The organism is Delftia sp. K82 (genome assembly GCF_002193035.1).
Classification (GTDB): domain Bacteria; phylum Pseudomonadota; class Gammaproteobacteria; order Burkholderiales; family Burkholderiaceae_C; genus Comamonas; species Comamonas acidovorans.
In genome coordinates, this window is the sequence record NZ_MYFL01000003.1 from 896780 (window position 1) to 922000 (window position 25221).

General features: G+C 60.3%; 25 protein-coding genes and 2 pseudogenes. 8 read left to right on the forward strand and 19 right to left on the reverse strand.

All coding sequences use genetic code 11. The annotated features are described in order from the left end of the window. Nucleotides 1-220: 220 nt before the first annotated feature. The 3 genes from KDK82_RS20865 to KDK82_RS20875 all read right to left on the reverse strand — a co-directional run bounded on the left by KDK82_RS20865 (nucleotide 221) and on the right by KDK82_RS20875 (nucleotide 2878). Nucleotides 221-484 carry an EexN family lipoprotein gene (locus tag KDK82_RS20865; RefSeq protein ID WP_034046912.1) on the reverse strand — a complete coding sequence of 88 codons (264 nt, stop codon included), beginning with the start codon at nucleotides 482-484 and terminating at the stop codon, nucleotides 221-223. Continuing rightward, on the reverse strand, nucleotides 481-1425 hold the full coding sequence (locus KDK82_RS20870; protein WP_034046914.1) for a LysR family transcriptional regulator: 945 nt from the start codon (nucleotides 1423-1425) through the stop codon (nucleotides 481-483). Before KDK82_RS20870 ends, KDK82_RS20865 begins: the two co-directional genes overlap by 4 nt. 109 nt (nucleotides 1426-1534) lie before the next feature. Then, the gene (locus tag KDK82_RS20875) at nucleotides 1535-2878 is read right to left on the reverse strand and encodes a nucleobase:cation symporter-2 family protein (RefSeq protein WP_034046916.1); all 1344 of its coding nucleotides are present in this window, start codon (nucleotides 2876-2878) and stop codon (nucleotides 1535-1537) included. Between the two features lie 448 nt (nucleotides 2879-3326). On the opposite strand from KDK82_RS20875, the gene KDK82_RS20880 reads away from it, so the two are divergent. The 4 genes from KDK82_RS20880 (at nucleotide 3327) to KDK82_RS20895 (ending at nucleotide 7571) form a co-directional block, all read left to right on the forward strand. After that, on the forward strand, nucleotides 3327-4310 hold the full coding sequence (locus tag KDK82_RS20880; RefSeq protein WP_088166094.1) for an isopenicillin N synthase family oxygenase: 984 nt from the start codon (nucleotides 3327-3329) through the stop codon (nucleotides 4308-4310). A gap of 16 nt (nucleotides 4311-4326) precedes the next feature. Continuing rightward, nucleotides 4327-4773 (forward strand): VOC family protein, encoded by a 447-nt coding sequence (locus tag KDK82_RS20885; RefSeq protein ID WP_058332139.1) that lies wholly within the window; start codon nucleotides 4327-4329, stop codon nucleotides 4771-4773. A 336-nt stretch (nucleotides 4774-5109) separates the two neighbouring features. Further along, nucleotides 5110-6162, forward strand: a complete 1053-nt coding sequence (locus KDK82_RS20890; protein ID WP_230945022.1) for a BMP family ABC transporter substrate-binding protein — start codon at nucleotides 5110-5112, stop codon at nucleotides 6160-6162. 455 nt (nucleotides 6163-6617) lie between these two features. Then, nucleotides 6618-7571, forward strand: coding sequence for a LysR family transcriptional regulator (locus KDK82_RS20895; protein ID WP_088166095.1), 954 nt, complete (start codon nucleotides 6618-6620; stop codon nucleotides 7569-7571). Here the strand turns inward: KDK82_RS20895 and KDK82_RS20900 are convergent. From KDK82_RS20900 to KDK82_RS20925, 6 genes are all read right to left on the reverse strand, one after another. Further along, nucleotides 7568-8137, reverse strand: coding sequence for a LysR substrate-binding domain-containing protein (locus KDK82_RS20900; protein ID WP_179217955.1), 570 nt, complete (start codon nucleotides 8135-8137; stop codon nucleotides 7568-7570). The genes KDK82_RS20895 and KDK82_RS20900 overlap by 4 nt on opposite strands. Nucleotides 8138-8599: 462 nt before the next feature. Then, entirely contained in the window at nucleotides 8600-8998 is a 399-nt protein-coding gene (locus KDK82_RS20905; protein WP_034046930.1) for a VOC family protein, read from the reverse strand. Between the two features lie 94 nt (nucleotides 8999-9092). Continuing rightward, a complete protein-coding gene (fghA, locus tag KDK82_RS20910; RefSeq protein WP_058332135.1) occupies nucleotides 9093-9923 on the reverse strand; it encodes an S-formylglutathione hydrolase in 831 nt (276 codons plus the stop codon). Between the two features lie 10 nt (nucleotides 9924-9933). Beyond that, nucleotides 9934-11043 carry an S-(hydroxymethyl)glutathione dehydrogenase/class III alcohol dehydrogenase gene (locus tag KDK82_RS20915; protein ID WP_034046935.1) on the reverse strand — a complete coding sequence of 370 codons (1110 nt, stop codon included), beginning with the start codon at nucleotides 11041-11043 and terminating at the stop codon, nucleotides 9934-9936. A 101-nt stretch (nucleotides 11044-11144) separates the two neighbouring features. Continuing rightward, the gene (locus tag KDK82_RS20920; protein ID WP_034046937.1) at nucleotides 11145-12116 is read right to left on the reverse strand and encodes a 2-oxoglutarate and iron-dependent oxygenase domain-containing protein; all 972 of its coding nucleotides are present in this window, start codon (nucleotides 12114-12116) and stop codon (nucleotides 11145-11147) included. A 64-nt stretch (nucleotides 12117-12180) separates the two neighbouring features. Continuing rightward, on the reverse strand, nucleotides 12181-13143 hold the full coding sequence (locus tag KDK82_RS20925; RefSeq protein ID WP_088166097.1) for an isopenicillin N synthase family oxygenase: 963 nt from the start codon (nucleotides 13141-13143) through the stop codon (nucleotides 12181-12183). Between the two features lie 849 nt (nucleotides 13144-13992). Between KDK82_RS20925 and KDK82_RS20930 the strand changes: the two genes are divergently transcribed. Beyond that, nucleotides 13993-14796: an outer membrane protein OmpK gene (locus tag KDK82_RS20930; protein ID WP_080731513.1), complete on the forward strand. Its 804-nt coding sequence runs from the start codon at nucleotides 13993-13995 to the stop codon at nucleotides 14794-14796. Nucleotides 14797-14910: 114 nt separating this feature from the next. On the opposite strand, the pseudogene KDK82_RS20935 reads toward KDK82_RS20930, so the two are convergent. The 10 genes and pseudogenes from KDK82_RS20935 to KDK82_RS20990 all read right to left on the reverse strand — a co-directional run. Further along, nucleotides 14911-15400 (reverse strand): annotated as a pseudogene (locus tag KDK82_RS20935) (DUF3363 domain-containing protein); the annotation flags it as partial. A 70-nt stretch (nucleotides 15401-15470) separates the two neighbouring features. Then, on the reverse strand, nucleotides 15471-17453 hold the full coding sequence (locus KDK82_RS20940; RefSeq protein ID WP_088166098.1) for a relaxase/mobilization nuclease and DUF3363 domain-containing protein: 1983 nt from the start codon (nucleotides 17451-17453) through the stop codon (nucleotides 15471-15473). A gap of 460 nt (nucleotides 17454-17913) precedes the next feature. Beyond that, nucleotides 17914-18513, reverse strand: coding sequence for a S26 family signal peptidase (locus KDK82_RS20950; protein WP_088166100.1), 600 nt, complete (start codon nucleotides 18511-18513; stop codon nucleotides 17914-17916). After that, nucleotides 18510-19055 carry a DUF2840 domain-containing protein gene (locus KDK82_RS20955; RefSeq protein WP_088166101.1) on the reverse strand — a complete coding sequence of 182 codons (546 nt, stop codon included), beginning with the start codon at nucleotides 19053-19055 and terminating at the stop codon, nucleotides 18510-18512. Before KDK82_RS20955 ends, KDK82_RS20950 begins: the two co-directional genes overlap by 4 nt. Then, entirely contained in the window at nucleotides 19052-19336 is a 285-nt protein-coding gene (locus KDK82_RS20960) for a hypothetical protein (RefSeq protein WP_043376397.1), read from the reverse strand. Before KDK82_RS20960 ends, KDK82_RS20955 begins: the two co-directional genes overlap by 4 nt. After that, nucleotides 19333-19971 (reverse strand): ParA family partition ATPase, encoded by a 639-nt coding sequence (gene parA / locus KDK82_RS20965; protein WP_043372464.1) that lies wholly within the window; start codon nucleotides 19969-19971, stop codon nucleotides 19333-19335. Before parA ends, KDK82_RS20960 begins: the two co-directional genes overlap by 4 nt. Before the next feature lie 265 nt (nucleotides 19972-20236). Beyond that, complete coding sequence (locus KDK82_RS20975) at nucleotides 20237-21082, reverse strand: replication initiator protein A (protein WP_088166102.1); 846 nt, start codon at nucleotides 21080-21082, stop codon at nucleotides 20237-20239. A 26-nt stretch (nucleotides 21083-21108) separates the two neighbouring features. Next, a pseudogene (locus KDK82_RS20980) lies at nucleotides 21109-21393 on the reverse strand (helix-turn-helix transcriptional regulator). A 111-nt stretch (nucleotides 21394-21504) separates the two neighbouring features. After that, a complete protein-coding gene (locus KDK82_RS20985; RefSeq protein WP_043372459.1) occupies nucleotides 21505-22272 on the reverse strand; it encodes a DUF2285 domain-containing protein in 768 nt (255 codons plus the stop codon). 343 nt (nucleotides 22273-22615) lie between these two features. Further along, on the reverse strand, nucleotides 22616-22966 hold the full coding sequence (locus KDK82_RS20990) for a DUF2958 domain-containing protein (RefSeq protein WP_043372458.1): 351 nt from the start codon (nucleotides 22964-22966) through the stop codon (nucleotides 22616-22618). 295 nt (nucleotides 22967-23261) lie between these two features. On the opposite strand from KDK82_RS20990, the gene KDK82_RS20995 reads away from it, so the two are divergent. The 3 genes from KDK82_RS20995 to chrA all read left to right on the forward strand — a co-directional run bounded on the left by KDK82_RS20995 (nucleotide 23262) and on the right by chrA (nucleotide 25215). Then, the gene (locus KDK82_RS20995) at nucleotides 23262-23552 is read left to right on the forward strand and encodes a helix-turn-helix domain-containing protein (protein WP_043376396.1); all 291 of its coding nucleotides are present in this window, start codon (nucleotides 23262-23264) and stop codon (nucleotides 23550-23552) included. 134 nt (nucleotides 23553-23686) lie between these two features. Then, complete coding sequence (locus tag KDK82_RS21000) at nucleotides 23687-23989, forward strand: PadR family transcriptional regulator (RefSeq protein ID WP_043372456.1); 303 nt, start codon at nucleotides 23687-23689, stop codon at nucleotides 23987-23989. After that, the gene (gene chrA, locus KDK82_RS21005; protein ID WP_043372455.1) at nucleotides 23986-25215 is read left to right on the forward strand and encodes a chromate efflux transporter; all 1230 of its coding nucleotides are present in this window, start codon (nucleotides 23986-23988) and stop codon (nucleotides 25213-25215) included. Before KDK82_RS21000 ends, chrA begins: the two co-directional genes overlap by 4 nt. Nucleotides 25216-25221: the final 6 nt, after the last annotated feature.

Genomic DNA, 25221 nt, shown 5'->3' on the forward strand with positions numbered 1-25221 from the left:
GATATTCCTGCGCTTTTCCTCGTCCGAAAGCAGCACAAGGACGTGCCGCATAGCGCGAGGATCAGTGCCGGGTCAGTGCCGGTCAAAGACTGTTATCGGAAGATATTTGATGAAAAAAGCATCGTTTCAGGTTGGGGAGAAACCAATAAAAACGCCGCAGGCGCGGGCGCGCTGCGGCGTGTTAGCAAAAAATGCAGATTATTTTTCGGCGATCGGGCAATCAGAACTTCGGCGGCGTCTCCGATGGTGTGTAGGGTGTCTTTCCATCGCCGTAGAACCGCTTGCGCGTAGCTTCGGCCACTCGGTTGCACAACACGTCGCCAAGCGTTGCACGGTCGGTCTTGCATTGCTGGCGCAGTTCCTTCAAGCGCACTGGATCGGCGGCCAGTTCTTCCACGGTCGGCACGTTGGCCTGCTTGGGTGTTTCCGACGGGCCGCAGGCCGTGAGCAGCGCGACCAGCAGCAAAGGTGTCACTCGCTTCATAGCTCGATTTCCTCCTGTGGGTCGGGTTCAGGTGGTGGCGGGGCCCTTGTGCCTTCCGGTAAGTCGATTGCTTGTACCCGCTCGATAAATCTCGACAGCACTTCGGAAACCTCGCCTTCGCACCGCAGCAGGTAGGTCGTCAGCATGGAAGAGCGTCCAGCCAAAGGCCGGGCCACCACGCCAGGCTCCCGGCTTGCTGCGATGTGCGGCCCTCCAGCCAGTCCCAATGCGAAGCCAGCCGATACCACCACCATCATCAACTCGAACGAGGCAACACGCTCGGCAATCAACGGTTCGCGTTCGGAACGGCGCAGCACACGTTCAACCTGCTTCGCATGTCCCTCGCACACCTGTGGGTCAGATAGCACCAGCGGGAATTGCAGCACCTCGTCCAATGGGATGCGCTTGTGCTTAAGCAGATGATGCCGCGCCGGTACGGCCACCATCAGCGGATCACTCCACACCGCTTCGACAGCAATGCCTTCACCCACTTCATCCGACTGCGCAAAGCCCACGTCGTACAGGTCATCTTGCAGCCCCTTGATCTGCTGCGCCAGCGGTACTTGGAATAGTCGAATATCAACCTCCGGTTCCTCCTGTCGGCAAAGCGCGAGTAAGGCCGGCAAGCGCGAGGGCGTGATGCCATCAGACAGCGCTATGCGTAGTTGGCCGTGGAAACCATTAGCTGCTGCCTTCACGCTGTCTCGGGCCTGCTGCAAGGCGCTGAACACGCGCGGCACATGCTCCAGAAATAGCTTACCCGCCCGCGTCAATCGCGTGCTGCGACTGGTGCGGACGAACAACTGTTCGCCTAGGTCTTCCTCTAGTTCCTTAATTGTGCGGGACAGCGGCGATTGCTCAATGTGCAACTTCTCAGCTGCGCGGGCGAAGTGAAGTTCTTCCGCTACTGCCTGGAAACAACGCAAGTGTCTCAATTCCACCGAAGAATACCCCTCAGAACTAGGAAAAACTCAGCAGGCGCCTGTTGTCCCTGTGCTTTGTTTGGAAGAAATCAATCACGAGGTAGATTCCATTATCCAAGCGCATCAATCATGGCTCAGAATCTTTTGCAACCTCCATCAATTCGATTCGCGCGGAATTATCATCACCCAATCCATTGAAAAAAAGGTTTAGCAGAATAGCACTGATTGCGGTTAGCAGAATTGGACTCTCTAAGATGGGGGCCAGTTCATGAGGAAGCTTGGAGAAGAACTTCGGCATCACGACAGGAATCATGCCCAAGCCTATGCTAATGGCAATGACATATAAGTTATAAACATTCTTCAGATTGACTCGCGCCAGAACTTTAATTCCAGTTGCGGCGACCATGCCAAACATTACGATCCCCACTCCACCCAATACAAAAGGAGGAATCGAAGCGACTAGAACAGCCATCTTGGGAGAAAGCCCAAGAACCATCAGGATAACTCCTGCCATTACACATACCCAACGACTCTTTACCCCGGTCACACTCACTAGGCCTACATTTTGTGCATATGAGGTATACGGGAAAGTATTGAATATTCCGCCAATTACCGTGCCCGCCCCATCGGCGCGAAATCCTCGAACGAGATCCTTTTCGCTGACTGGCTTATCCACGATCTCGCCCAAGGCAAGGAACATTCCAGTTGACTCTATGAACGTCACCAGCATGACAATGCACATCGCCGCAATGGCCCAGAAGCTAAATTTCGGCAGCCCAAAATGAAAAGGAAGAATCAAGCCAAACAAGGGTGCATCGCTTAGCTCATTCAACGACACAAGACCTACTGCGCTAGAGACAACGAATCCGCCGATCAACCCCAGCAGAATTGCAATGTTGTTGAGAAAGCCAGTGGTAAACCTCACCAAGGCCAAAACAGATATGAGAACCAAGCCTGCGATCGAAAGATATAACGGGCTACCGAAGTCCGGGTTGCCATATCCACCTGCTGACCAAGCAGCCGCAACTCCCATTAGAGAAAGCCCAACTGCCAAGATTTCTGTTCCTGTTACGACAGGAGGGAAGAACCTCAGCATCTTCCCAACCAATGGGGCAACCAGTACGCCAAAAATGCCTGCCGCGATTGTCGCTCCAAAAACGCCAGGCAACCCCGCTTGCGGATCGCTGCCGATTGCAATCATGGGGCCAATGGCCGTAAAAGTTACCCCCATCATTACAGGAAGCCTGATGCCAACGCCTTTGAAGCCTATGCATTGAATCAAAGTGGCAATCCCGCAGGCGAACAGGTCGGCACTAATAAGAAACGCAATTTGATCTTTTGGAAGTCCGAGGGCCGCGCCAAGAACAAGCGGGATGGCGATAGCGCCAGCGTACATCACCATGACATGCTGCGCGCCAAGCAGCAGCAGTGTTGGAGCGTTCATTTTCTTCTCGATATGGATACTCTTCATTTATTCCTCAAGTCTGTAGGTGCTTCTTAATCTTCTGGCCACCGTATGCGCTGCCTTTGATGCCCCAACAGATTAGGACAGCACCTCAAAGTAGCTTGGTGTCGTGTAAATTAAAATTTTGAGGATATTCGGTGACTTGGCGCTGAGGAAGTCATCAGCAGAAACGCTGCGTTCCATTTTTGAAATGGTTGTGCGCGCGCGGATCAGTCCATGACATGCGTAAGCCCACACCGTAGCGCGGCATCGCAGGGGGGGCACCACCCCCATGCTTGCTTGGGGCACGCGTCTACCTAAGGAGACAAGCCGCTCGGGTCGTTTCAGAACAGGAACGTATCGTTTCCTTTAGACGCCTTACGTGATGAGTCGCAACGCCATAGATTAGCAATCTTCCAAGCGAAGCCTTCGTGCCTTGCATTTGAAGATCAACTAAATATGGATGCTTGCATCAATGATTATTTACACCCCCGCCTCAGCGGCAAAATTTATTCCTGTGATCGACTTGACGGGTAGCTTCTCCGAAGACTTCGCCGACAAGAAGGCGGTGGCGTGGGAAATTCACAAGGCCTGTCGAGAAACTGGTTTCTTTTATATCAAGAATCACGGCATCCCTGAAGGCATGATTCAGGCGCAACTTGAATGTGCCCGGCAATTCTTTTCGCTGCCTCAGGAAGATAAGATCAAGTTGAATGTGGCGCACTCGCCGTCAATGCGCGGTTACGAGCCAATGGCAATTCAAGCATTGGATGACGGTTCGAGGCCAGACTTCAAAGAAGGGTTCATGGCCGGTATAGATGGACTGCAGGCCTACACCACAAATGGGGAATTCAACAGCCTCAATCAATGGCCCAAGAGCAATCCAGAGATACGCGTGCAAGTGGAGGCGTATATTCAGGCGATGACCGGCTTGGGCAAGCATCTGCTGGGCATGTTGGCCCTGTCGCTTGAATTGCCAGAGGGCTATTTTTCGGATGGTCTCGACAATCCGATGATTACGACTCGCCTTCTCCACTATCCGCCGCAGCCCCGCGTTGGCGATGGCAACCAGATCGGTGCAGGAGCCCATACCGACTGGGGCATGATCACCATGCTCCTGCAGGATGATGTCGGTGGCCTAGAGGTGCGCAATGCGGACGGCGAATGGATTCGTGCGCCCCATATCCCCAACACCTTCATCATCAACTTGGGCGACATGGTGCCGGTGCTCACCCGCGGGATCTATCGCTCCAACATGCACCGCGTCCTCAACCTCAATCCCGAACGGCACCGTTATTCGGTTCCAACGTTCTTCGATCCGAGCTATCACTACAGGATCAAGCCATTGGCGCATTTCGAGGGCGCACAGGAATTTTCACAAGAAGAGCGTACCGTTGGAGAACACATCGCCAAAATGTATGCAAAAACCTATGGTGACCCCGCAGCAAAAACTGCTTAAAAATGGAGAATGCACAATGAAAGAACTCGTATGTCAACCTATGTTCAATATATTCTGCCGGGACATTGATCGGCAATTGGACTTCTACAAACACCTCCTAGGTTGGGACGAAATCAAGGAGGCTTCCTCGCCGATCTATCGGGTATTGACGGGCGCAGGCGTGCAGCTCGGCTTCAATGGCTGGATGGCTTACGATCTTTTGTCATTGGCGGACAGGATTAAGCCTGAGAAGACAGACTTCCCGATTAACACAATGATCACCTTTATGGTGGAGGAGCCTGAACTCGTAGACGGTGCGTTCCGTAAAATCACGGAATGGGGTGGGCGTGTCGTAAAGGCTCCGTTCGCCACATACTATGGCCATTGGCAGATCGTTTTTTGTGACCCCGAGAATAACGTAGTAAGAATAACGTCATCGGCATTGCCAGAAGGCATTCAACCTCCCGCCATTTCATTCGAATAAACCAACTGAAAGAACAGAGAGTTGGGTGCTGGGTGGAGAGAGAAATTCAGTCTCAACATCTTCAGCTCCAACTCGATACTTCGGCAGTGGAATTCCTAGTTTCCCCTCAAAGTCCTTCACAAAAAATACTGGTCAAATGGATTCTTCCAGTATTTATAAGAATATTCGATTGGGTGTTTGAGGCTAAGAAAATGGCAGACTCCGCACCAAATTCCGTCGAAGCGTATTGCTCTCTAGTTACCCTTCAAAAATCGAGCTTGAGTCGAGGACGACCACGACGCGCGGCGTCATCTTCAACCCACACAAGGAATCACCATGTCGCTGATCCGGTTCATCATGATGGCAGCTATCCTCTCGGTCACGACTATGACGGCATCTGCCGCCGATCCGCTCAAAGTTGCTTTCGTCTACAGTGCTCCCATCGGTGATGGTGGCTGGAACTTTGCACACGAAAAGGCACGGCGGGAAGTTCAAGCCAAGTTTGGCAACAAGATCAAGACCATGTACGTTGAGGCAGTCGCTGATGGTGCCGACTCGGAGCGCGTCATGCGCGATCTGATTTCCCAGGGCGCCAACGTGCTCGTCGGAACCAGCTTTGGCTATATGGGCCCAATGCTGAATCTTTCCGGCGAACACAGCGCTGTCAAGTTCGAGCACGTCTCGGGCTACAAGACTTCACCGAACATGCGTGTGGTCAACAGTCGAATCTACGAGGGCTACTACCTCGCTGGTATTGTTGCCGGGAGTATGACGAAGTCGAACATTCTCGGGTTCGTTGGTGCAGTACCGATTCCTGAGGTGATCAGAAATATCAACAGTTTCACGTTGGGTGCTCAGTCGGTGAACCCAAAGATCACGACTAAAGTCGTGTGGATCAATGAGTGGTTCAACCCCCCCAAGGAAACTGACGCGGCGAATTCCTTGATCAACTCAGGTGCGGACGTCCTCATGCAAAACACGGCATCCGCAGCAGTGCCACAAGCTGCGGAGCAACGCGGCAAACGTGCGTTTGGGGTGTATTCCGATATGGCCGCCTATGCTCCGAAGGCAGTGCTGGGTTCGGCAATCATCAACTGGACTCCCTACTACACCCACGCGATCCAGCAGGTGTTGGATGGCTCATGGAAAACGGGTGCAAGCCTTTGGGGCGTCAAGCAGGACTCCATCGACCTTGTTGGGATTGCTCAGGATGTACCGGCGTCAACGAAGGCTCGGCTGATTGAAGTGAAGAGCGGCCTCAAGAGTGGCGCGTTCTCAGTCTGGAAAGGCCCGATTCTCGACCAAGCAGGAAAGGAAATGGTAGCTCGCGACAAGGATGCGGCAGATGCCTTTTTGGAAGCCATGAACATCTATGTCAAGGGCGTTGAAGGCAAGTCACCAGGTAAGTGAGTCGAGATCAGTAGCCTTTCATCGCAGTGATGCTTTCGGTGATCACGGCATGTTGCAGCGCGGTCAGGGAGAATCCTGGCTCCGATTATTTGACCACGCCGGAGCCTCCCACGATCGATCATCTCCCCCCTTCAGGCTGCAACTACCATCCGCGCCAGAGCGGCGGCGTAGTAGAGCATGCCGGGCTGCATGGACTAGGTTCGAGCGACGCGCGTTGCAACAGGCGAATAGACGTTCAGGCCTTAGGGGGCGGTCGTAACGCGGTCGTTAACCTTCTAGCGTACCTCGCCCATCACCGCGGCCCATCCATTTGCGGCTGGTTCCACATTCCGGAACCATCTCTCTATGCGACGCACCGTTCCACTTTTGGAACGATTGTGGGTGCATACTAGGTTCAATATGTGTTCCCACGAGCACTTGTAGCTGCATGAGCGGTACAGCCTAGGTCGCACCGGATGAATATCGAACTCAAACTTGTCGAAGCCTTCGCCTCCATCGTGAGAGCAGGTAGCCTCACCAAAGCAGAAGCTCAGACTGGCGTTGCGAAGGCTACTCTGAGCCGGTCACTTCAGCGCCTGGAAGACGAGCTGGGCGTACAACTCCTCATCCGATCTGCTCGAAAGATTGTGCCGACAGAAGCGGGGCTGGCGCTCTACTCGCATTGTGAGGCATTGCTTGCAGACTTGAGCGGGCGATGGGCGGCTGCGCGCCATGAAGTTCAAGAATTGGTACAGGGAGGGCAGGGTCGCCTGAAGGTGCTTTCCGACAATCAATTCACGACGACATTCGTATGCCACGTAGTCAAGCTGTTTCTGGAAGGGCATCCCACCATACTTTGCGAATTGGATGTAGCAGAAAGAGCGGATTCCCCAAAGCTCGATGAAGTGGATTGCTACGTCTGCGCTGCGGCGCCGAATGTTCCCGATGTTATAGCGAAGCCAGTGGGGCAGCTTTCATTCGGACTGTATGCCAGCACTCAATATGTGGCGAATCATGGACTACCAGTGACGCCGAAGGAACTCACGGCGCATGATTCGATTGTGTTGAGGCAATCTGAATTTTCAGAGCGAGTCATGCTTCACTCCAGAGAAACGTCGCAGAAGTATATTTCGCGCATAGCGGTTCGAACCAACGACTATTGGCTAATGAAGACTTTCTGTTTGAATGGCTTGGGTATCGCCTTGTTACCCGACTTCTTTGTGCAGCCAGAGGTGAAAAGCGGAGGACTCGTGGCCATACTTCCCGACTGGAAGCCAGAGAAAAAGAAAATCTACTGCGTATACCAGCGAAACCGCTACGGCTCGAAGAAGTTACGTGCGTTCTTGAATTTGCTAACCGAAAGCATGTCGGATATCGACCGCCTGAACAACTATACTGCGTCCATACTGCCACGCACTAGAAAAAGCTAGTCTGCAACATGCAGGTCGGGCCGTTCTTTTGGCAGGCTCAACGCCTTCAGATCCTCGCGTATTTTTTCCATTGCCCATTGAGCGGCGCGTGATAGCTGACGCTGTGGTGCAACACATAGGCACAGACTCAGCGGCTTGGCTTGGCGCTGCGACAGCGGCACGAAGGCCAAGCGCCCCTCTTGCACATCGCGGAACACGTCCAGCCAGCTCGTCACCGCAATACCGGCTCCACTGAGCACCAGGGCGCGCATCATCTCTACGTTGTTGCAACGAATCGCATAGCGTATCGCGTCCACATGTCGCGCATACAAGGCCTTTACGCGATCGCCAACAAGCAATGATTCCGCTGGCACGATGTGTCGCCAATCCAGCGTCTGTCCAAGCAGCAACTGCTCATGTCCAGCCAAAGCGTGCCCGGTGGGCATGGCAACGCCTATCGGGATGCTGCGCATCACCTGCATCTGTAACTGAGTCGTCGGTGGCGGATCCATCACAAGGCCGAAGTCAATTTCTCCGGCCCCCACTAACAGTGGAATCTGGGCATTACCCAGCACCTGAACGTCCACTGCGTGAATCGCCCCGGGTTTTGAGGAGGCTCAACACTCTGAGAGGCTGCTCACGCAGTCACTCACCGCGACTCGTACTCGATCTTTAGAAGCTGGCAAACCCTCATTTACGCAGCGTTTCTTCCTCGTCCCCGATCTCATCATCTTGGTGGAGATCGGGCACGCTCTTATCGCGTGTTGAGCCAGGACGATAGGCTTTGCCCCCCGGTAAGCTCCTGGCCGCGTGAGCGTGGCAAGAATATCCATCAGAGCAGGACTGAGACCGCGTCATAGGGATCCAGTCCCTTGTCGCGAAGGACTTGGTGTGCGCTGGTCGGTTGACCGCTGCGTGCCGCTTTCGATGATCGAGCAGACAAAGGCTGCAAAGCCTGCCGATGGCCAGCAACAGCGAGGCCATGCAGTCGGGGGCGATCTGCATGGCGATTACGTTGCGGATGGATGCCGACGGCGGCTGCCTGCTACTTAGACGAAAGCGTAGGCCGTGACCTTGTTGCCCGCCGGATCGCGCAGATAGGCGGCATAAGCACCGGGCAGGTGGCCGCGCGGGCCGGGCTTGCCTTCGTCGGCACCGCCGGCGGCCAGGCCCGCGGCATGGAACGCATCGACCTCGGCCGGGCTGGCCGCTGCGAAGCCGATAGTTGCGCCATTGCTCGAAGGCGCCTCGCCATTGCCGGGGCGCGCGATGATGAACGCGGGCTTGTCACGACCATACAGAACCCAGCCGCTGCCGAACGGCCCGAGATTCTTGATGCCGAGCGCGCCCAGGGCGGCGTCGTAGAAAGCGGTGGATTGTGCGACGTTGGCAGCGCCGATGAACACGTGCGAGAAAACGTCGTTGCCGGAGATAACGGGATTAGCCATGAGAATCACCTTTCAGGTTTCAATTGAGAATCGGGGATGGCCGATGAGCCGGACGGTGCATCGTGCCGCCCCCACTCCTTACAGGCAGCCACGGTCATGCCAACCGGGCCGCATGATGCGCGAAATGATTCGCCAGAAAGCTGGCGATGAAGTAATAGCTGTGGTCGTAACCCGGCCGCAGATTCAGCGTGAGCGGATGGCCCACGGCCTCGCAGGCCGCTTGCAGCAATTCCGGCCGTAGCTGGCCCGCGAGGAACTCGTCGGCCTCGCCTTGATCCACAAGCAGCGGCAGACGCTCCTGCGCGGCCCCAATCAATTCCACGGCGTCCCACTCCTTCCATGCGGCCCGGCCTGCCCCCAGGTAGGTGCCCAGGGCTTTTTCGCCCCAAGGCACTTGCGAGGGCGCCACGATGGGCGAGAACGCCGAAACGCTGCGATACCGCCCAGGATGGCGCAGCGCCGTCACCAGTGCACCGTGGCCGCCCATCGAATGGCCGAAGATGCCACGCGCATCGCTGGCGGGGAACTCCTTTTCGACCAAGGCGGGCAACTCCTCGGCGATGTAATCCTGCATGCGGTAATGCGCGGCCCAGGGCTGCTCCGTGGCGTTGACGTAGAAGCCCGCACCCTGGCCCAGGTCGTAGGCGGCATCGTCCGCGACATCGGTGCCGCGCGGACTGGTGTCGGGCGAAACGACGATCAAGCCATGCCGCGCGGCATGCTCCTGCGCACCGGCCTTGGTGATGAAATTCTGCTCGGTGCAAGTCAGGCCCGAGAGCCAGTAGAGCACCGGGCGCGCCTCACCGCGCAGCGCGGCTTCGGGCAGATAGATGCCGAACTTCGCTTCGCCACCCAGCGTTGCCGAAGCGTGCTTCCACACTTCCTGCCGGCCGCCGAAGCTGGCGTGTTGTTCGATCCGTTCCATCGCCGTGCGCTCAGTAGCGAATCACCGTGCGGATCGACTTGCCCTCGTGCATCAGATCGAAAGCCTCGTTGATGCCGGTCAGCGGCATGGTGTGAGTAACGAAGGGCGCCAGCTGGATCTTGCCGGTCATCGCGTCTTCGACCATGCCGGGCAGCTGCGAGCGGCCCTTGACGCCGCCGAAGGCCGTGCCGAGCCACTTGCGGCCGGTCACCAACTGGAAGGGACGCGTGGAGATTTCCTGGCCCGCGCCAGCCACGCCGATGATCACGCTCTGGCCCCAGCCGCGGTGCGCGCACTCCAGTGCGGCGCGCATCACGTTGACGTTGCCAATGCACTCGAAGCTGTGATCCACGCCCCAGCCGGTCATCTCCACAATCACCTGCTGGATGGGCTTGTCGTAATCCTTGGGGTTGACGCAGTCGGTCGCACCGAAAGTCCGCGCCAGGTCGAACTTGGACGGGTTGGTGTCAATGGCGATGATGCGGCCGGCCTTGGCGAGCCTGGCACCTTGGATCACGGCCAGGCCGATGCCGCCCAAGCCGAACACGGCCACGCTATCGCCCTCCTGCACCTTGGCAGTGTTCTTGACCGCCCCCAGGCCGGTGGTCACGCCGCAGCCCAGCAGGCAGACCTGCTCGGGGTTGGCGTCAGGGCTGATCTTGGCCAGCGAGACCTCGGCCACCACGGTGTATTCGCTGAAGGTGGAGCAGCCCATGTAGTGGTAGATGGGCTGGCCGTTGTAGGAGAAGCGCGTGGTGCCGTCGGGCATGACGCCCTTGCCCTGGGTGGCGCGCACCGAGACACAGAGGTTGGTCTTGCCGCTCTTGCAGAACAGGCATTCGCCGCATTCGGCGGTGTAGAGCGGGATCACGTGGTCGCCGGGCTTGACGCTGGTCACGCCTTCACCGACCTCGACCACGACGCCGGCGCCTTCATGGCCCAGCACAGCGGGAAACAGGCCCTCGGGGTCATCGCCGCTCAGGGTAAAGGCATCGGTGTGGCATACGCCGGTGTGGGTGATCTTCACCAGCACTTCGCCCCTCTGGGGCGGAGCGACGTCGATCTCGACGATTTGCAGGGGTTTGCCGGCTTCAAAGGCAACAGCAGCACGGGATTTCATGGCGCGGACTCTCTAGATATGCGCACGGTCGTTACCGTGCGTTGCGGATTTACATCGAATAGGTACGGACGAGATCCTTATCTCGCAACGCCTATGGCGATTCAGGCAGCCGTTGTCTGCTCGTCCGTACCGCGATGCGAATAGGTTTCGGAAAAACGCCAGAGCATGTAGTCGATGCACGTCGTGGTTTCGTACTTGAGCGGATTGCTCTCGTCAAAACAGCCAGGCAGGCAATCAATGACAGTGTTCGGGTTGGGCTCGGCGAAGAACGGAATGGAATAGCGATCCTTGCCCTCCGGGCTGACTACCCGATGAGGAGTGGATTTGTAGCGATCGTTGCTCCAACGGGCCATCATGTCGCCGATGTTGACGACGAATGTCCCAGGAATGAACGGCGCATCCAGCCACTCACCTTCCAGATTGCGCACTTGCAGACCGCCGACCGGATCCTGGTAGAGCAATGTGACGCACCCATAGTCGGTATGCTCGCCCGCACCTTTGCTTGCGTTGGCAGCGCCTTCTCGTGGCGGATAGTGAATCATGCGCAAGGCGCTGATGGGCTCGGCAAACCGCTTCGCAAAAAAATCCTCGTCCGTGCCAAGCGCAATCGCAATGGCTTTCAAGAGCGTGAGGCCCAGATCGTGCATATCCTGATAGTGCTGCTCCCATAATTCCTGCCAGCCCGGTAGGTCGGGATGGCGGTTGGGGCCACGCAACGGCTTACCGGCCACAACGTCCGGATGATCAGCCGGCAGGTGGAAACTCATGTCAAAGGTTTCCTTGTGATCGCCCGGCTGGCTCGGATCCAACTGCTCGGCAGCAATAGCGCCGTACCCTGTATGGCTGACGCTCTTGGTGATATCGATCTTGAGCTTCTCCTCCAAGGGCAGCTTGAAGAAACTCTGGCCGGCGGCCAACAATTCCTCGATGCGCGATTCAGCGATGGGGTGGCCCTTGATGTAGAAAAATCCCCAAGTGCAGCACGCTTCGTCGATCTGATCTGCAACCCTTTTCCAGGCTGCCCGGTCATTCTGATAGAGCGGGCTGATATCAATGATTGGCAATGTTTCCATGATGAAGTCTCACTGTTTTAGGCGATATTGCGAAAAGTGTCCGTAGCTGGCCGGGGGCCCAATATCACGCGTATGTTTTTTCCATCATGGCGGCCATGTGCTCGCCCACGGTACGAGAGGCTGCGGGCAAGGATTCGTCAGCAGGCAACCCGTCTGGAGGTGTGATGCGGTAGAAAAAATTGGGATCGAAGAACGTTGGAACCGAATAACGGTGCCGCTCGGGATTGAGGTTGAGGACGCGGTGCATGTTGGAGCGATAGATCCCGCGGGTGAGCACCGGCACCATGTCGCCCAGGTTGATGATGAAGGTGTTAGGGATATGGGGCGCACGAATCCATTCGCCGTCCGCATTGCGCACCTCTAGGCCACCGACGTCATCCTGCAGGAGCATGGTGATCATGCCCCAGTCGGTATGGGCTCCTGCACCGATCTGGTTGCCATCGCCAACGCGGGGCTGCGGCGGATAGTGCAGCAACCGGTTAGTGATCATTGGCCGTTCAACTCCTTCAGCGAAGTAGTTTTCAGGCAGCTCCAGCGAAAGAGCCAACATGCCCAGCAGATGCTTGCCCAAGCCGGTCATCGCCTGAATATACGCCTCTACTTGCACCCGCATCTCCGGATAGCTTTTTGGCCATTGATTGAGGCTGTCATACGCACCATTGGTTACATAGGACTGGCTGCTATCGACGCTGGCATAGAAGCCTTCCTTGATGTCTGGCTTCGATCCTTCGTCCAGAGTCTGCAAAGCCATGGGCTCATATCCGCGCATTGTTGGCGAGTGGCTCAACGCAATTTCATCCTTCTCGCTCTGGGGAAGGCTGAAGAAACGACGTGCACATTCAATTTGTGCTTGAAGCATGCCTTCAGGGATGCCGTGGTTCTTGATATAGAAGAAACCTATGTCTCGACAGGCCTTGTGAATTTCCCACGCAACAGCACGCTTGGCTTCAGCATTATTGGAAAAGGTGTCGGCCAGGTCGATAACGGGAACAAACTTGGCTGCAGCGGGGGGGCTATAGATGATCATTTCAAACACCGGTCAAAGGAATTTCACACTTGCCCGAACCTCGCCTTGGCAAGCAGGGATGGGCCCTTGTTGCATAACATGATGTAAATATAGGCGTGGGAGGCCGGATTGAGAAGCGTCCGGCGGGAACATCATGTTCCAGATTTGGAACGGAAGGCGGTTCCGTGTGTGATCCTGTTCATCGCTGGCGCGGTGTCGTTTTATGGCAGAGTTCCCTTTGCCGCCGTAGTTCTAGCTTGTCGCTGTAACCGCCGTTCTCGCGCCCGTCCGCCTCCCCCGAACGCCCGCAACCTTGCATGATCTTCGTTCCAACAAGATCAACGGTTACAGCGGCGTATGTCGTGCACGCGCCTTCTCCCGGCAGTCTAGTGGGCATGGGCCACACCCATCAGCGATGCCACTGCAGCAAGCATCTGCTCACGCGAGCCCATCAAGCATTAGTAGGTTAGGCCCGGCTTAGCGTCGAACCAGCCATTGGTTTGTTCGCAACTGGTGCGCGCCTTCTCCGAAGTGACGGAGATGTTTCTACTGACCCCACTCAATTTTCGTCAGTCGCAATTGTGAACTTAAAAAATCCTAAGCGACAGATCTGAAGTTCAAGCGTTCATTGATGCTTGCGCACCAAAAACCAGCAAATTCGCTTGCTCCCGCACCACAACAGGGAGGGGTGAAAGAAATGGCACGCCAGTGGTGCGTTCCATATTTTCACCGGAGGTTTGAGGCTACTTATCTATCCACTTCGAGGAGGTGAGAAATACAGTCCTTCCAGGGCGCGCTCCAAATCAACTCTCTACCAAAGCTTGGACTCTGCGAGGAGTTCAATCAAGAATCACCCACCCTGGAGGTCAAATGAAGTTCAATTCGCTAGTAGGAACTGTTGGAATGGCGGTTGCCATGTCGGCCACGTCAGCAATGTCTGCCGACTGGAGCACAAGTAATTTTGAGTATCGCCGAGGCAGCAGCTATAACGACAACGGATCTACAGGCGGCCCGAAGTTTTCAAAAGATATATTGCAATTCGAGAACGTAAGTGGATTTGGCTGGGGTCGCTCCTACTACTTTCTTTCGATGGCAAAATCAGACAGCAAAGACGCCGGGTATAGTGAGTTGTATAGCGAGGGGAGTGTATACCTCAGTCTTTCCAAGGCCTTGAAAAAAGATTTTTCATTTGGCTTCATCAAGGATGCCAATCTTAACGCGGGCTACAACTTCGGTAGCAAAAACAGCGCTTTTGGTTCGAATCCGAAAGTGCTTACGTATGGACTCGGAGTTGAACTCGACGTGCCGAAGTTCTCTTACTTCAACGTCGACATTGCTGCCTTTAGAGATGTCGGAACATACAGTGGCTTCGGTGGAGGCAAGTTGTGCGGTAGGAACTCAACCACATATCAGATCACGCCGTATTGGAGCGCCCCCATTCGCATGGGGGACTTTCGATTCGTCTTTGATGGTTACATGGATATCATTGGGGCTCATGGAAGCTGTAGCCAGCAAGTCCTGACGCAGATTCAGCTGAAATTGGACGTTGGAAACTTCTGGGGAAAGCCCGACAGTGTATACATGGGAATCGAATATCAATACTGGAAGAATAAATTTGGTAATAGCGCCAATACCGAAAGAGTTCCTCAGTTTGTGATTAACTGGACGCTGTAACTGGGGGCATTCATGTAGCGTTAATAAGATTTTTGAGATTGATGCCGAAGACCTAAGCATCTCGCGATGCTTGATATCTGCTACAGAAAGACGATTCAAAGTGGGGCTAAGGCATCATTTCTTATATAAAATTGAGACGCCACGCTGCAATTTGACATGCCATGACACCCTTCCAGGGCGCACCGTCGCGGCGAGTTGCTGCCCCAAGCGCTGCTCGATCATCGGCTTCCACGGCACCAGGCTAAACTCCCCTGTCATCGTTGAGCATCGCGCAGCGCCGGCTGGCGAGCTTGGCGCTGTGATGGTAGATGCCCGCTACACGCTGCCCGTCGGCTATTGGGGGTTGCTCCAAGCCGGCTTCAGTGGCAATGTCCTTGGCGGCCTGCCCCTGTTCTTTAAGGAAGTCGGCGGGCGGCTGCATAGCCTGCCTTGGCGTCACCACCAGAGCTAGGTCGCCCAATCCGCGGCCACCGCCGATTAGTTGCTGGTCAAGCTAGGTGGCGCCGGTGACACTGGCCTGCAACTCCATGGGTCGGTGCAATTTCAGTTACATCGCTACGCCACCCAGGCGTTGGACGTCGTACTGGCGGCTACGCTCGGCCAGGTACTTACCTGAAAAAGTTGTACCTGAACCACCACGGAACGCACTACTAGCCCAGCGCATCCGTAGCCGTTCAATTGATTGACGACTCTCGTTGCCGCCCAATTTCCCATGACACGCCACCGCCGCGCACCGTCGCGGCAATCTGCTGCCCCAGCCGCTGTTCGATCACCGGCCGCCACGGCACCAGACTGAATCCCATTCCGTCATCAAGCATTGCGTAGCGTCCGCTGGCAAGCATGACGGAGCGCCGGTAGATGCCGGCCACACGCTGCCCGTCGGCCACGGGGCGATGCTCCAGGCCGGTATCAGCGGCAATGTCCTTCGCGGCCTGCGCCAGTTCCCGGTTGCGCAGCGTGCCCAGCAGGTTGCGCGCCAGGATCACGCGCTGACCGCGCCGCTCCGCCAGTCCCTGTTCGGCCAGGAAGTCGGCGCGCTGCTGCACGGCCTGCTTCGCATCGCCGCCAAAGCCCAGGTCGCCCAGCCCTCGGCCGCCGCCGATCAATTGCTGGTCAAGCCAGGTTGCGCCGATGACGCGGGCCTGCCGCTCGATGGGCAAGTGCGATTTCAGTTCCACGGCAATGCCGCCCAGCCGCTGCGCGTCGTACTGGCGGCCACGCTCGGCCAGTTCGTCCGGCACCTTCCATAGCCCTTCGGCCACGCGCTCCACGATGCCGGCTCGGCGCAAGGCTTCCAGCCGCCGGACATGGGCGGCGACAACCTCCTGCGGGTCACGTCCGGGCTTGGCCCGGCCCTGTTCGATGGCCAGGTGATGATCGGTGCGGTACAGGCCATCGCTCGCCAGCGCGACGATGTTCTTATCGGCGGCGCGCACGTCGGCCGAACCCTTCACTTCCACCACCGCGCCCTTGGGATAGTTCGCCAACTCGTCGCGGGCGTTCAGCGTGACGTAGTGCGCCTTGCCATCCGTGCCGTCGATGACCAGATAGCCCCGGTCGTGCAACTCTTCGGCCAGCCCCTTCGCGGCGACGCGGCCGATGACGGTACGGCCATCGTCGCCCGGCTCGAACACCGCCAGTTCGCGCGGCTGGCCGCTCATGGCCCGCTGCATGGTGCGGATGATGTCGCCGCGTTCGCCCAGGGCGCGCAAGGTCTTCTCGGCATCGGCATGGACGGCCCAGGTGCCGGGCTGCACTTCGTCGGCCAGGCCCAGGCGCTGCAAGCGTTGCAGGCGGCCGATCAGCAGCAGGCGTTGGCGCTGCAAGCGGGGTTCGTTGAACCGTTCGACATGCACCCGGCCATCCTCGCCGGCCTCGCGTTGCAAGGTGCGATCCAGACTCGTCCATCGCTCCTGCTCCACCTCGCGCCCCAAGGTCTGCTGGATCTCCAGTTCGGTACGCGGCCCCAGCCATTCCGTTGCCAGTTCGGCAGCCCGATGGCGGAAACCGTGGGCGATGTAGTCGCCCGCGATGATGAGGTCTTTGCCGGTGTCATCGCGCCCGCGCACGATCAGGTGGGTGTGCGGGTTGTCGGTGTTCCAGTGATCGACCGCCACCCAATCCAGCCGCGTGCCCAGGTCGGCTTCCATGCGGTTCATCAAATGCCGGGTGTAGCCGCGCAGGTCGTCCAGTTCCACGCCGTCTTCCGGGGAAACGATGAAGCGGAAATGGTGCCGGTCGTCGGCGCAGCGTTCCTTGAAGCCGTCCAGGTCGGCTTCATCAGCCTGCGGCCCGTAGGCCCGGCCCGGTTCGCCATCGCGGCCCGCGCCGTCGCGCTCAACATAGCGCAGGTGCTTGGCGAGCGATTGCGGACTGGCCCGCTGGTGATTGACCAGCAGCGTCTTGATGGTCACGCGCCGCGACATGGGCGTTAGCTTCGCCCCGGCGAAGCGCGCCGCCGTATGGCCGCGTCCCAGGCGCGAGCCGGGCCGCTGGCCGGTGCCTGCCGCCCCAGGACGGCGCACCGCCGACTTGCCGCTGCTGGCTTTGCCGGCCTGCTTGAGCACCTTGGAAACGAAGCTCTGCCCCTGGCCCTTGCCCCGGTTCTTCGGGGCGCTGGGGCGCACGCGGAAATCGTCATCGCGGCGGTCAGTCATCGCCGTTCTCCCTGCAAGCTCTGGCGTGCCCGGTCGTGCGAAGCACGCGGGCATGCCTGCATTGGCGCGGGCCTCGCGCCCCACGCGGCACGGCGGCGAAGCCGCTCCGTGCCGCGCCACCCCCATGTGCAGACAGGCTTTCGACGCGGCCCGGTGCCGCGTCCTTTTGTCTTGCCTTCCGCCTTTGCCTTCCGCTGTCGCTCCAGGCACCGTCGGCCCGGCGGCGCTGCTGCGTGAGCAGCCAGCGCGCCGGCGAACGCGCGAATCGACGCGATGAAGGCCGCAGGTCGGGCGCGTTCGAGGCAAGACGCCTGCACGTTGGACGGCCGCGCCGAAGGCAGCGCGACGTGCGGTGCCCAATTCGCAGGATTGGCACCGGCACGGCAGGCGCGACGACACGGCAACAGCAGCGAGAACGACATGCCCGATGGCACGCCGGAGCGCAGCGAATCGGCGACCATCACGGGCGTGTCTCCAGCCAGACCGGGTGCGCAACGCCGATCACAGCGGATGCGCTGACCGGGCCGAAATAGCGGCTGTCGAACGATGCCGGATTCGTCACGCTCAACAGGAACAGTTCGCCCGGTTCAAGGCGGCGGCAAAGCTGCAAGGACGGCAGCGCCCGGCCCAGCCGGTCGGCGGGCAGCACGGCGGCCGAAGGCACGCCGTCGATGCGTACCTGACCGGCGACGATGCAGACGTGTTGTGGCGCGACCGCGCCCACACGTTTGAGCAGCGGCACGCGCACCGGCAGGTAGCCGCGCTGCGCAGCGAGCGCGGCGGCCGTGGCCGGAAGCGGCACCAGCACGATGCTGTCCACGGACAAAGGACGTGGCAGCGAGGCGGTGCGCGGGTCGAACGGGTCGATGCGATACCAGCCGACCGCCACGCTGTCGGACGGGTTGTAGGTCAGACGCGGCAGCGGCGACACGAAGGCCGCCCAGGCCAGCGCAGCGAAGTCGATGGCGGCCAGTGTCGCCAGCACGATGCGAGCGCGCAGGCGTGAGCGAGGACGCGGCGGTACGGCGGGCGCGTTGGCCGTGGTGGTCGGGGCCGTCATGGCAGCACCTTCCCGGCCAGCCAGGCGGTATGCCGCTCGGCGGTGTATTCGGGCAGCGCAAGGCGAGCCGCAAGACGGTTGCCCAGCGTGCGCCAGTACGCGGGCGACACGTCGATGGCGGCGATGCCCAGCGCCTCGATGCCGTCGATGCGCTCCAGCACGGCGCGCACGTTGGCATCGCCTCCGGCGTGCAGTAGCAGGCGCGCGCCCGGCTGCACACCGGGGATGCGCTGTGCGGCGTCCAGCGGTGTGCAAACCTGCATCACCATGAGCTGCCAGCGGATCGTGCCGTAGTCGTTGGCCTGCCAGCGGATGCGGCAGAGCATCGCGCCCGGCAGGAACACCGCGCAGCGCCGCCAGCGGTCGAGCTGGAGCGTGCGCACCGGTTCGCCGAAGCGCAGGTAGAGCTTGAAGCGATGTTCGAGGTAGGCCAGCGAAACGCGCGTCAGCGGCACGTTGCCGGCCTGTCCGGCGAGTGCCGAAAGCGCAGGCAACGGCGCAGCCGGTGCCGCGTTCGCGGCAGGCAAAGCGGATGCGGTCATGGTGTGTTCTCCCTGCGGTGCTCGGGAAACTCCCGCTCCAGCAGGCCTCGCAGCAAGTCGGCCACGGTCACGCCTTGCGTGAAGGCCGACACCTTGATGCGCGCCCGCATGGCGGGCGTAATGTCGAGGGTCAGGCGCGCGGTGTAGAGGTCGCCTTTGCCCAGCGCATCAGCATCGCCCTGGCGAATCCACGCCTCGGCGTGCGGATTCGCGGGCGGACGTGCGCCGATGCCGACGCGCTTGCCCGTGCGTTTGCTGTTGGGTGGCTGCTTCGCTGTCATGTCGGCCACCGCAGCAGTTCGTCCACCAGGGCGGTGATTTCGCGGGCAGCGGCACTGTCGGGCGCTGTCTCGCGTGCGAGCCGGCCAGCGGCCACGCTGTCGGCGAAGACGATGCGCTGATGCACCTCCGAACGCAGCGCGGGCAGCGGCTGTTCGGCCAGCGATTGCCGCGCCTCGCGGCCGATGATGGTGGCGCTGACGCGCCGGTTGATGACGAAGGCCGCGCGCAGCGCAGGCCGGAACACCTGCGCCTCGCGGATCAGCGAAACCATTTCCGAGCTGGCCCAAAGGTCGTAGGGGCTGGGCTGCACCGGGATCAGCACGCGCTCGGCCGCCAGCAGCGCGGAGCGCGCCAGGGCGGCGATGCGCGGCGGCCCGTCGATGACGACATGATCGGCGCGGCGGGCCAGCTCCGGCGCTTCCTGATGCAGCGTTTCGCGGGCGAGGCCCACGGCGCTGAACAGCCGTGGCAAGCCTTGCTGGCTTCTGCGCTGCGTCCAGTCCAGCGAGGAACCCTGCGGGTCAGCATCGAGCAGGACGACATGCTGGCCGCGAAGCGCCAGTTCACCCGCGATGTGCGTGGCGAGCGTCGTCTTGCCGACACCGCCTTTCTGGTTGAGCAGAGCGAGGATCATGGCGCGGCCCTCCCTGCTGGAAAGCCGGGCTTTGCCTGCCGTGCAAAACGCGGTTCGCCGTGCCGTTGGGTGGTTGTCCACCGAAACGGCGCGCTTCTACTAAAAGTTATGTATTTCTTGTTAGGTAAGTTAGAGGGGCCGCAAACCCGCGCCGTTATTGGCTTTCCGGCGTTTTCGTACTCCTGATAGCACGATAGGCGTACTCCTGATAGCACGATACCCGGTACTCCTGATAGCACGAGGCTATTCACAAGTTTTCCCGCAGTTATCCCCGTGCCGTGTGCAGCACGGGCCGGAACGTCAGCAGCTCCGTTCCGTCGTCCGGCATCCGCTCGATGCCCAGGACGTAGCCGGGCAACGACTGCCGCGCCACCAGGGCGCGCAGGTCGTAGGCGAAATCGGAGAAGCGCGCCGCGCTGCCCGATTTGCGGTGCAGGTGCCGGAAGTCGAATTGCCAGCCGTCCGGCTGCTTGCCGCCGTGCTTGCGCACCAGGCGGTACAGCCAGCGTTCGATGCCGCCCTTCAAGCGGAAATACGCCGGGTCGATGGTCAGCACCAAGGCGGCGTCGAGCACGCCCGCATAGAACCAGTCCGGCAGGATCAGTTCGATGCCCAGCGGCACGCCGCTGGCATCGGCCAGTTCCTTCCACTCGTTGATCCACGAGAAACGATGCAGTCGCCTTCCCGTGGTTTCGCGGATGGACGTGGCCACCGTGGTCGATTGCAGCCGGTCGAGCGCGGCTTTCAGCCGCAGGTAGTCGTTCAAGGACGTGCCGCGCCCGATGAATCGCAGGATTTCGTAGGGCGTGGCGCATATCCAGCGCGACGGGCGCAAGCCCGCGTCGCGCGCCTCCACGATCTGCGAGGCGGCCCAAATCAGCAGGTCGGCATCCCATATCGTTGCGATGCCGTGCTCCTGCGTACCCTCCACGCGAATGGTGATGCCGCCGGCGCGGAAGTCGATCGGCGCGGTACGCCGCGACTTCGCCAGCGAGAAGAACGGAAAGGCCATCAAGTCCTGGCTGTCGCGGGGTGCCATGTCGCCCGGCAGAGCGCGGAACAGGTCGAGCTGTTCGCGCTGCGGCAAGGCTTGCCCTGGCGGGCTGGACATGGCGACGGCCACCCACGCGCCAGCGATCAGCGACCATCACGATAATCGCCCGCGTGGCGTTCGGCGTATTCCGGGTCGGAAGTCGCTTCGTAGCTGCGCTGGTCGGCCCAGGCGTCGAGGTCGGACACCGCCTACATGACGCGGCGGCCGAACTTGCGGAACTTCGGGCCGCCGCCGATCACGCGCTGTTTCTCCAGCGTGCGCGGCGACAGGCGCAGGTATTCGGCGGCTTCGTCGTTGGTCAGGTAGCGTTGGGGCTGCGCAGGCGCAGCGACAGCAGCGGCGGCAGGCCGCAAGGGAGCGGGTCGCATGGGATGTACCTCCATCAAGCCCGGCCACACCACGCGGCCGGATAGAGGCACTTTCGAGAAAGCGAGGCTGCTTGCTAAGGGACGATCTGCGGGGGACGCGAAACGTCCCCCCTACTGCAACGGCGGCGGAAGCTGCGCCAGGCGGCGATAGCCGCCGCGCATCAGCGCCTCGCCACGGCGTACCAGCCGCCGCACGCGGGCACGCAAGGCGCTGTCCTTGTGCCAATCGGCCGCGACCGCATCCGCGCCAAACAACCCTTCGGCGACTTCGCGCAAGGACGCGCCCGCCAGGGTCGCGTCGAGCGCCTGCAAGGTGTGCAGCTCCAGCACCGCGGCTGTCGTGGGCCGGGAACGGGCCGCCGCCGCAGGCGCGGCAACCGTTGCCACGGCCAAGGCGTCCAGCTCGGCCGCAAGCGTGCGATAGCGCGCGCAGGGCGTGGCGCAGGCGCGGGTGGCGTAGAGGTAGGCCATGCCGTCTTCCAGGCTCGGCGCAAGCGCGAGCCGCAGGCAGCAGCCGGGCCAGTGCGACACCAGCACCAGGCGCTTGCCGTCGTGGATCAGTTGCTTGCGGCCAGGGACACGCCAGAACTCGAAGGCATGAGCTTTGGGCGGCGGGTCGGCATCGGGGTAGAGCTGCACCACGGCATCGTGATCGGGGAACCAGGCCGGATGCGCGTCACGCGCATCCAGGGCCGGATCTTCCAGCAGGCGCAGGCCCCACTCCTGCGCTGCGTCCGGCCGGCGACGACGGCGTAGCCAGTCGAGCCGATAGCCGGGATTTCGGCGTAAGTATTCCCAGGCCAGCGCAGGGCCATCAAGGTGCAGGACATAGAGATAAGCCGCTGTCGGATACCAGTGTTCGGCGCTGCGATCAGTCATGGCGAAACCTCCCAGTGTTCGGGGTGCGTCGCCACGATTTCCGCGATGCGGGAGCTATCGAAATGCCATCAGGTCATCATCAAAAACGGTTAAGCTGTAACTATCGGTGTCAAGACCGTTTGGCTCCTGCGCGTTGCGGAAATCGTCTGAATGCGACGGCTGCGCCACCCGGAAATGGTGCGCGGCACCGGATACCGTGGCGCAGACCGCGCAAAAGATCATGACTGTTTGCAGCAGGGTCGCACCGCTTCGGTGCAAAGATGCCGATCCAGACCGTGCAGGTCTTGGGTAAGACTGAAATAGTCACAATGCGCCCCGGCTGGCCGGGCTGCGCTGGCCTTCATCAGTCCGTGATCGCGCCGTTCTCCTGCGCCAGCCGGACGTACTCCGACAGCGGGCGCAGCGCCTGGAAATAGCGATCCCGTCGCACCGGCAGCTTGCGCGGGCCGGCGATGCCGGCCAGGTCGGAGAGCTTGACCGTCCCTAGCGCAGGCATGCCGATGCCGAGGTCGATCAGGCCATAGGCGGTATCGCCATCCGCAGGGTCGAGCGACACCAGCAGCCAGGTCACATGCGCGTCCGGGGTGAACAGCCGCACCACGGGCAGCGGGTCGAGGCGCTGGCCAGCGGCAAGCGCCGCGCCGTGGGCCAGCAGCCGGGCGCGTTCGTCGGTGGTGACAAGTGGCAAGGTCATGGCAGGAACCTCCACGAACCGAGGATGCGCGGATGCGCTTCTGCGTCGAAGCACGGAACCGCCGAACCGTCTTCGTGCTTTCGTGGGGAAGCACGGATGCGCAAGCCATCGCATCCGTAGAAGCACGCAAGCGCAGAAGCGGAATTGTAGGAAGCCGGAAAGACACGGATGCGATTCCCCGGTTCTGTCGGAACCCGTAGATACGGATTTCCGTAAAAGCACGGAACAGCGTTTTTTCGTCAATGAGTTAAAGATAACGTGGTTTTAATTGTCCTTCGATTCGACGCTTCTGTCTATGCAGAAGCGATCCGTTCAGCTAGGCCGACCGGCCGGCGTTACCACCTTCGATGCCGAACTGGCGCAAGCCTTCGGCGCGGCGGTGCGCGCGCTACGGATGGAACGGGGGATTGCGCAGGAATCGCTGGCGTACCAGGCTGGCATCGAGCGTTCGCACATGGGTAAGGTCGAGCGTGGCGAACACATGCCCACGCTCGCAATCATCTTCAAGATCGCGCGCGCACTCGATTGCAGTACGGCGGTGCTGATGGCTGCAACGGAAAGCCAGGTCGCGGCATCCGAGCCATAGCCGCAAGCGGAGCGCGCAGCGCCGCTAGGCGCGAAGGCGTGAGCAACTGTCTTAAAAGTCAAGACAGCGCATCGTGAAAATATCGAATTTCGTTATCGTTATTCGATATGAAAGAAAAACCAACACCCCGCGCCATGGAGCACCACGACCTGCTGTCGGGGCTGATCCGCCTGCACGTGCTGCACCACGCGGCCGAGCAGGAGATCTATGGGCAGTGGATGATCGACGAACTGGCCCACCACGGCTATCGCCTCTCCCCAGGAACGCTGTACCCGATGCTGCACAAGATGGAGCGCGACGGCTACCTCGTCTCCCGCCAGGAGCGTGAAGGGCGCACCGTGCGCAAGCTCTACACGATCACGCCCAAGGGCATGGAAGGCTTGGCGCTGGCCAAGGAACGCATCTGGGAGTTCACCGGGGAGGCAATGCACAAATGACAGATTCCACCAACACCTTGCAGCATGAGGCCGCAGCCGCGCGCGGCTCACCCGTCGAAGTCTTTGGCGCCTTCCTCAAGCTGGGGCTGACCTCCTTCGGCGGGCCGATCGCGCACCTGGGCTATTTCCGCTCGGAGTTTGTCGAGCGCCGCCACTGGCTGGATGACCGCAGCTACTCCGATCTGGTCGCCCTGTGCCAATTCCTGCCGGGCCCAGCCAGCAGCCAGGTAGGCATGGCGCTGGGGCTGGGCCGCGCGGGCTGGCTGGGCCTGCTGGCGGCCTGGGCGGGATTCACCTTGCCGTCGGCGATTGCGCTGATCCTGTTCGCCTTCGGCATCGCGGAGTACCAGGGGCTGGCCCAGTCGGGCTGGGTGCATGGGCTCAAGGTGGTAGCCGTGGCCATCGTGGCGCAAGCTGTCTGGGGAATGGCCAAGTCACTGTGCCCGGATCGGCCGCGTGCTGCCCTAGCCATTCTGGCGGCGCTGCTGACCATGATCCTGCCCTCGGCTGCAGGCCAGCTTGCCGCCATTGCAATGACAGGACTGTTGGGCTGGTGGACATTGAAGATCGCGCAACCCGGCGGCGGCCGAGCCCACAGTTACCCCGTCTCGCGCAAGCTGGGCATCGTGGCACTGCTGCTGTTCGCCGCACCGCTCGTCGGGCTACCCCTATGGGCGGCAGCCACGGGCTCATCCACGATCGCGCTGCTAGAAGGCGTGTACCGCTCCGGCGCACTGGTCTTTGGTGGCGGGCACGTCGTGCTGCCGCTGCTGCAAGCCGCCGTGGTGCCCAGCGGCATCGTGAGCAACGCCGACTTCCTAGCCGGCTACGGTGCGGCGCAGGCCGTGCCGGGGCCGCTGTTCACGTTCTCGGCCTATCTCGGCGCCGTCGCACAGGGGCCGCTGCATGGCTGGATCGGTGGTCTGGCACTGCTGGGCACCATCTTCCTGCCGGCCTTCTTCGTGCTGGTCGGTGCGCTGCCGTTCTGGGAAGGACTGCGCCACCGCGCGGGCATCCAGACGGCCATGGCGGGCATCAATGCCGGCGTGGTCGGCATCCTGGTGTCCGCGCTGTACGACCCGGTGTGGACGAGCGCTATCCACGGCAAGGCGGATTTCGGGCTGGCACTGCTCTCGTTCGGGCTGCTGACGGTGGGACGTGTGCCGCCAGCGCTCGTGGTGCTGCTGGCCGGGCTCGCGGGCTGGGTCATGGCGATGGGTATCTGAAGCCCA

What these genes read in the sequence shown, in the direction of transcription:
- KDK82_RS20960 (WP_043376397.1), bottom strand. Translation starts at nt 19,336, where the DNA reads ATGACAGCGAAGCAGCCACCCAACAGCAAACGCACGGGCAAGCGCGTC.
- KDK82_RS20890 (WP_230945022.1), top strand. Translation starts at nt 5,110, where the DNA reads ATGATGGCAGCTATCCTCTCGGTCACGACTATGACGGCATCTGCCGCC.
- KDK82_RS20925 (WP_088166097.1), bottom strand. Translation starts at nt 13,143, where the DNA reads ATGATCATCTATAGCCCCCCCGCTGCAGCCAAGTTTGTTCCCGTTATC.
- KDK82_RS20985 (WP_043372459.1), bottom strand. Translation starts at nt 22,272, where the DNA reads ATGACTGATCGCAGCGCCGAACACTGGTATCCGACAGCGGCTTATCTC.
- KDK82_RS20920 (WP_034046937.1), bottom strand. Translation starts at nt 12,116, where the DNA reads ATGGAAACATTGCCAATCATTGATATCAGCCCGCTCTATCAGAATGAC.
- KDK82_RS20975 (WP_088166102.1), bottom strand. Translation starts at nt 21,082, where the DNA reads ATGTCCAGCCCGCCAGGGCAAGCCTTGCCGCAGCGCGAACAGCTCGAC.
- KDK82_RS20950 (WP_088166100.1), bottom strand. Translation starts at nt 18,513, where the DNA reads ATGACGGCCCCGACCACCACGGCCAACGCGCCCGCCGTACCGCCGCGT.
- KDK82_RS21000 (WP_043372456.1), top strand. Translation starts at nt 23,687, where the DNA reads ATGGAGCACCACGACCTGCTGTCGGGGCTGATCCGCCTGCACGTGCTG.
- KDK82_RS20895 (WP_088166095.1), top strand. Translation starts at nt 6,618, where the DNA reads ATGAATATCGAACTCAAACTTGTCGAAGCCTTCGCCTCCATCGTGAGA.
- KDK82_RS20915 (WP_034046935.1), bottom strand. Translation starts at nt 11,043, where the DNA reads ATGAAATCCCGTGCTGCTGTTGCCTTTGAAGCCGGCAAACCCCTGCAA.
- KDK82_RS20875 (WP_034046916.1), bottom strand. Translation starts at nt 2,878, where the DNA reads ATGAAGAGTATCCATATCGAGAAGAAAATGAACGCTCCAACACTGCTG.
- KDK82_RS20880 (WP_088166094.1), top strand. Translation starts at nt 3,327, where the DNA reads ATGATTATTTACACCCCCGCCTCAGCGGCAAAATTTATTCCTGTGATC.
- KDK82_RS20995 (WP_043376396.1), top strand. Translation starts at nt 23,262, where the DNA reads ATGCAGAAGCGATCCGTTCAGCTAGGCCGACCGGCCGGCGTTACCACC.
- parA (WP_043372464.1), bottom strand. Translation starts at nt 19,971, where the DNA reads ATGATCCTCGCTCTGCTCAACCAGAAAGGCGGTGTCGGCAAGACGACG.
- KDK82_RS20940 (WP_088166098.1), bottom strand. Translation starts at nt 17,453, where the DNA reads ATGACTGACCGCCGCGATGACGATTTCCGCGTGCGCCCCAGCGCCCCG.
- fghA (WP_058332135.1), bottom strand. Translation starts at nt 9,923, where the DNA reads ATGGAACGGATCGAACAACACGCCAGCTTCGGCGGCCGGCAGGAAGTG.
- chrA (WP_043372455.1), top strand. Translation starts at nt 23,986, where the DNA reads ATGACAGATTCCACCAACACCTTGCAGCATGAGGCCGCAGCCGCGCGC.
- KDK82_RS20955 (WP_088166101.1), bottom strand. Translation starts at nt 19,055, where the DNA reads ATGACCGCATCCGCTTTGCCTGCCGCGAACGCGGCACCGGCTGCGCCG.
- KDK82_RS20865 (WP_034046912.1), bottom strand. Translation starts at nt 484, where the DNA reads ATGAAGCGAGTGACACCTTTGCTGCTGGTCGCGCTGCTCACGGCCTGC.
- KDK82_RS20930 (WP_080731513.1), top strand. Translation starts at nt 13,993, where the DNA reads ATGAAGTTCAATTCGCTAGTAGGAACTGTTGGAATGGCGGTTGCCATG.
- KDK82_RS20990 (WP_043372458.1), bottom strand. Translation starts at nt 22,966, where the DNA reads ATGACCTTGCCACTTGTCACCACCGACGAACGCGCCCGGCTGCTGGCC.
- KDK82_RS20905 (WP_034046930.1), bottom strand. Translation starts at nt 8,998, where the DNA reads ATGGCTAATCCCGTTATCTCCGGCAACGACGTTTTCTCGCACGTGTTC.
- KDK82_RS20885 (WP_058332139.1), top strand. Translation starts at nt 4,327, where the DNA reads ATGAAAGAACTCGTATGTCAACCTATGTTCAATATATTCTGCCGGGAC.